The 4,663-nt window shown below is 37.0% G+C and carries 3 protein-coding genes and 1 pseudogene; 2 read left to right on the forward strand and 2 right to left on the reverse strand.

The window, feature by feature from the left end; translation table 11 throughout:
* The first annotated feature begins 179 nt into the window (after window positions 1-179).
* Both BHE89_RS25505 and BHE89_RS09970 read left to right on the forward strand, forming a co-directional pair.
* The gene (locus BHE89_RS25505) at window positions 180-563 is read left to right on the forward strand and encodes a Tar ligand binding domain-containing protein (RefSeq protein WP_286146045.1); all 384 of its coding nucleotides are present in this window, start codon (window positions 180-182) and stop codon (window positions 561-563) included.
* Between the two features lie 4 nt (window positions 564-567).
* Complete coding sequence (locus BHE89_RS09970; protein WP_286146046.1) at window positions 568-1,800, forward strand: methyl-accepting chemotaxis protein; 1,233 nt, start codon at window positions 568-570, stop codon at window positions 1,798-1,800.
* Window positions 1,801-2,026: 226 nt separating this feature from the next.
* Here the strand turns inward: BHE89_RS09970 and BHE89_RS09975 are convergent, their stop codons facing one another.
* Entirely contained in the window at window positions 2,027-3,571 is a 1,545-nt protein-coding gene (locus BHE89_RS09975; protein WP_069369607.1) for a methyl-accepting chemotaxis protein, read from the reverse strand.
* Window positions 3,572-3,722: 151 nt separating this feature from the next.
* A pseudogene (locus BHE89_RS09980) lies at window positions 3,723-4,587 on the reverse strand (SIS domain-containing protein).
* Window positions 4,588-4,663: the final 76 nt, after the last annotated feature.

Here is a 4,663-nt window from a genome sequence, read left to right on the forward strand (position 1 = left end):
TTTTTAGCCATTAGCTGACAATTAAAAGCTAAAAAAAAAAGAAAATATAAAGTCATCTTTACTATTAAATAGAGTAGAAAAAAGTAAAAGTTTTTGAATATTAAGCCGAATAAGTTTAATTGATAAATAGTTATCGCTCCTTGCTGTGTGTCCTACAAACCAATTAAATAGGTAAGGCTATGCTGAAACGAATAAAAATATCTAATGGCTTAATGTTTATCTTAATACTGTTTTGCGCCATTCAACTTTTCTCTGGAGCAATGAGTATCCGTGATGCGAGTTTAACAAATAAGCGGATCTCACAATTAGCGAATGGCTTTGAACAGATAAAAACGATGGATTATGGTTATGCTGAGTTAAATAAATTACGTGAAGATATGCTAAATATTATGTTTGATGCTCATCTCACACCTGATATTGCAGAAAATAAAATCTCTGATTTCCTTTCCTCTTATCCAAAAAGAAAACAAGAAGTTATACGTATTATTACCGCATACTTCACGGCGACCGAAGAAGCCAATTTTGATCCTGAAAAAATAGGGAACATGAAAAAAGCGCTTTAATCGTGTGCTTTACGATCTTGACCAACTTGTATCATGTCTAGAGATCCGCGATTACTACGGTTTTCAATCTCTTTATGCTCATAATACCAATGAACGATTCACTCAATCCCTTTATGAAGCCACCGATTATCTCAGTGATAATGTTGTTACTCACGCAATAAAAGCAGCTCAAGGTAATTATGAACGTACCCTGGCATTAGCTTTTATCTTTATGTTTATTTTTATTCTTTTCACTGTCCTTGTTGTACTTTGGATACGTCGAAATATTGTTTTACGTATAAATCAAGTTGTCGATTATATGTCGGAGATTTCACAAGGAAACTTAGTAGAAAATAAAGATGTCACAGTAAAAGGAAATAATGAAATCGACCAATTAATTACAGGTATTCAATATATGCGTACCGAATTGTCATTAATTGTGAATGCGATCCGCGGAACAAGTCATCATATTTATACCGGTGTTCAAGAATTATCTGCGGGGAATACCGATCTTTCTTGTCGTACTGAAGAGCAAGCGAGTGCATTAGAAGAAACGGCATCAAGTATGGAACAACTCACAGCAACAGTGAGAAATAATACAGAAAGTGCTCGTGAAGTTTCACACCTTATCCGTCAAACTTCCAATATTGCCAGCAAAGGGGGCGATGTCACCAATAGAATGGTGAAAACGATGACTGACATTGCTGATAGCTCACAAAAAATTGGGGAAATTACAGCCGTTATCAATAGCATCGCGTTCCAAACCAATATTTTATCATTAAATGCTGCGGTTGAAGCCGCCAGAGCTGGTGAGCAAGGTCGAGGCTTCTCAGTGGTTGCCACTGAAGTAAGAGAATTAGCACAGCGCAGTGCTGAGGCGGCAAAGGAAATTAAAGAACTTATTGATGCCTCTATTAGCCGAGTGCGTCATGGTAATGAACTTGTTGAACAAGTGAGTATTTCTATGGGCGAAATACTGACATCCGTAAAACATGTAGAAGATTCAATGACTGAAATTTTATCTGCGTCAGAAGAGCAAACGCGAGGTATAACTCAAGTCTCTCTTGCTGTCACTGAGATGGATAAAGCCACCCAGCAAAATGCGACGATGGTTGAACAATCTTCCGCTGTTGCCAGCCTATTGACTGAAGAAGCCGGTAATCTTGAACAAATCGTTGAGCAATTTAAAACGGTCGAAAGTGATCAGCTCAATAAAAAAAGTACAACACAGCGTAATAGAAAAACAGTTCTCATCTGAAAAATCACTATATACAAAAGATGAAAAGATAAAAAATACCGTCAAAGATGAAGTGAAAGAGGGAAAATCGACAAAAGGCGCAGCAACGGTAAATGATGGTGAAGATGATGATTGGACTAGCTTTTAACTCATTGATTTGATCATGATAAGAACATGATTTAGATAAACACAAAGACACCTATTTTTAGTAGGTGTCTTTTCCTTTTACTTCTTAAATAATGACAAATTAATTAAATACATTGATTGCACTCACTAAGTAGTTAGTTTGTACTTTCATTTCACCTGAAATCATTGAGGCCTTAGAAACATAATTCGCATTTTCATGCGTAATCGATTCCAATTTTTCAACAGCGCGACCAAGCTCTTTTAAACCCGCACTCTGTTCTGATGATGCAAGACTGATTTCACCAATTAAATCGGTCACGTTTTTAACATGCACCACAATATCTTCCATTGTTCCAACGGTTTCATTGACTTGCTTTGAACCGACTTTGATATTACTACTTGAAGCACTGATCAAGGCTTTAATCTCTTTCGCCGCTTCTGCGCTGCGCTGCGCTAATTCTCTTACTTCAGTGGCAACCACTGAGAAGCCTCGACCTTGTTCGCCTGCTCTGGCAGCCTCTACGGATGCATTAAGTGCAAGGATATTAGTTTGGAAAGCAATACTATCAATAACACCAATGATACTACTAATGCGATCAGAGCTTTTCGCAATATCATTCATCGTATTAACGATATTATCCATTGCACTACCTCCTTTTATCGCTGCTTCACACGTGATATTCGAAAGATTGTTTGCCTGCCCTGCCGTTTCACTATTACTGCTGACTGCTGTCGTTAACTCATTCATCGTTGAAGCAGTTGCTTCAACATTGCTAGCAGTTTGCTCTGTTCTCACATACAGATCGCGATTACCTGCGGCTAATTGATCACAAGAAATATCCACTTGATGAATTTGATGACTTACATCACTGACTAACCAACGGAACATACGTCCTAATTGATTAACTGAACGCTGTGTCATACCTATTTCATCAATACGATTTATATATGTAACGTTATGCTCATCGCCAGTTGCAACACGATTTGCTTGCTCATTAAGTAGTCTGATTGGCTTAACAATCTGAAAATAGAGAATACGTTCATTTGCCATCAGTAATACCAACAAAATCGCGATATGCATAAAAAGGGCATAACCCGATAAACCCACAAGCCATGCACTTAACAACATAAAAGGTAAAGGTAAAAGGATAAAAAGACGGAGTCGTTTTTTTAATGAAATAGTTTGATTCCATGATCGCCAACGCTGCCATCCTTTATAAACAAAAGCACCTTTTAAAAACGTGTGTGAAGGATACTTACCTTGATTAAATGCGGTATAAAGTACTGAAGCTTGTGCGACTTCCTCTTTTTTTGCGGCGGTCCTCACCGACATAAAACTTTGAATTTTTCCCTGACGTATAATAGGGGTGATATTCGCTCTGACCCAATAGTGATCCCCATTTTTACGCCGATTCTTCACAATCCCAGTCCAAACTTCTCCTTGCTTTAACGTTCTCCACATATCCTTAAAGACTTCTGAAGGTATATCTGGATGTCGGACAATATTATGGGGTTGCCCCACAAGCTCTTCCAATGAAAACCCACTGGCTTCGACAAAATCCTCGTTGGCATAAATAATATTGCCATTAAGATCTGTCGTCGACATCAGTGTTGCGTTTTCAGATACCGGGAATTCTCGCTGTGTCACCGGTTGATTGTTACGCATTAGTTACTCTCCTCGACATTGAAATTAAATCATCTCAATAAAAAAAAGACTGCCTAAATAACTATCGTTTCGGCTGTTAGGAGAATAACTTTAATAATAAGTGAAAATACTTACTTTTAAATATTAGTTTTTTGAATCAGTTCAAAAATTTTTAATTGTCCAGGCTATTAATTAATGCCTGTGAACTTAACACTAATGTCTTCGCACACTCATCACGTTTCTGTAATAACGCCATAAAAATAAGGTCAGTGATCGTGTTTTGTGCTGTACGTGAAGAAATTGAAGCACTTCGCCACTCCCCCTCATCCGCAATTGTTTCTAATATATAATCAGACATTCTTCCTAATGGAGAGTGTTTTTCTCCTGTAATAGCAATGATTTTTGCTCCCTGTTTTTTAGCCACAGAGGCTGCAACTAACATATCTTTTCTTTTGCCACTATAAGAAATAACTATCTGTAAATCCTTTGGACTTAACATTTGAGCAACAGATATTTGTATATGATGATCTGTTTCAATCAACGTTGTTATCCCTATTTTCTGTAATTTATAACTTAAGTCTCTCGCAACTAATCCTGAACCCCCAATCCCAATAATCTGAACTCGCTGAGCTTCATCAATAAGCTGGATCACTTTTTCAAAATGAAGATAATTAATTTGGCGAGTCGTATCGACAATTGAATTATTTTTCTCTTGTGCGAGTTTTTGCGCGATAACCACTAAACTATCTTCAGAGCCTATTTGATTGTGTAATATGCTAGGATTTATACCTGAATTTGCATTCTTTCGCCCAAGCTCTTCACTAATTGCGAGCTTCAAAGAAGGAAAGCCTTTAAATCCTATTTTTTGACTAAATTTAACAATGGCAGATTGACTCACACCCATAATTTCAGCAAGTTGCTGTGACGATAAAGTGATTGTTTTTTTCTGGATTATCTAAAATATAGTCTGCTATTTTTTCGCTGATTTGTAGCCATACCTGGCTTTTATCCAGGCAATTTTTCGTTAATGTTGGCATAATGACAATATCCACTTTCGAGTATTATATAGTTTATATATGGAATAATTCTTTGATACAGCGTTTTAATATCTCA

The organism is Shigella sp. FC1967, assembly GCF_001743005.1.
Classification (GTDB): domain Bacteria; phylum Pseudomonadota; class Gammaproteobacteria; order Enterobacterales; family Enterobacteriaceae; genus Proteus.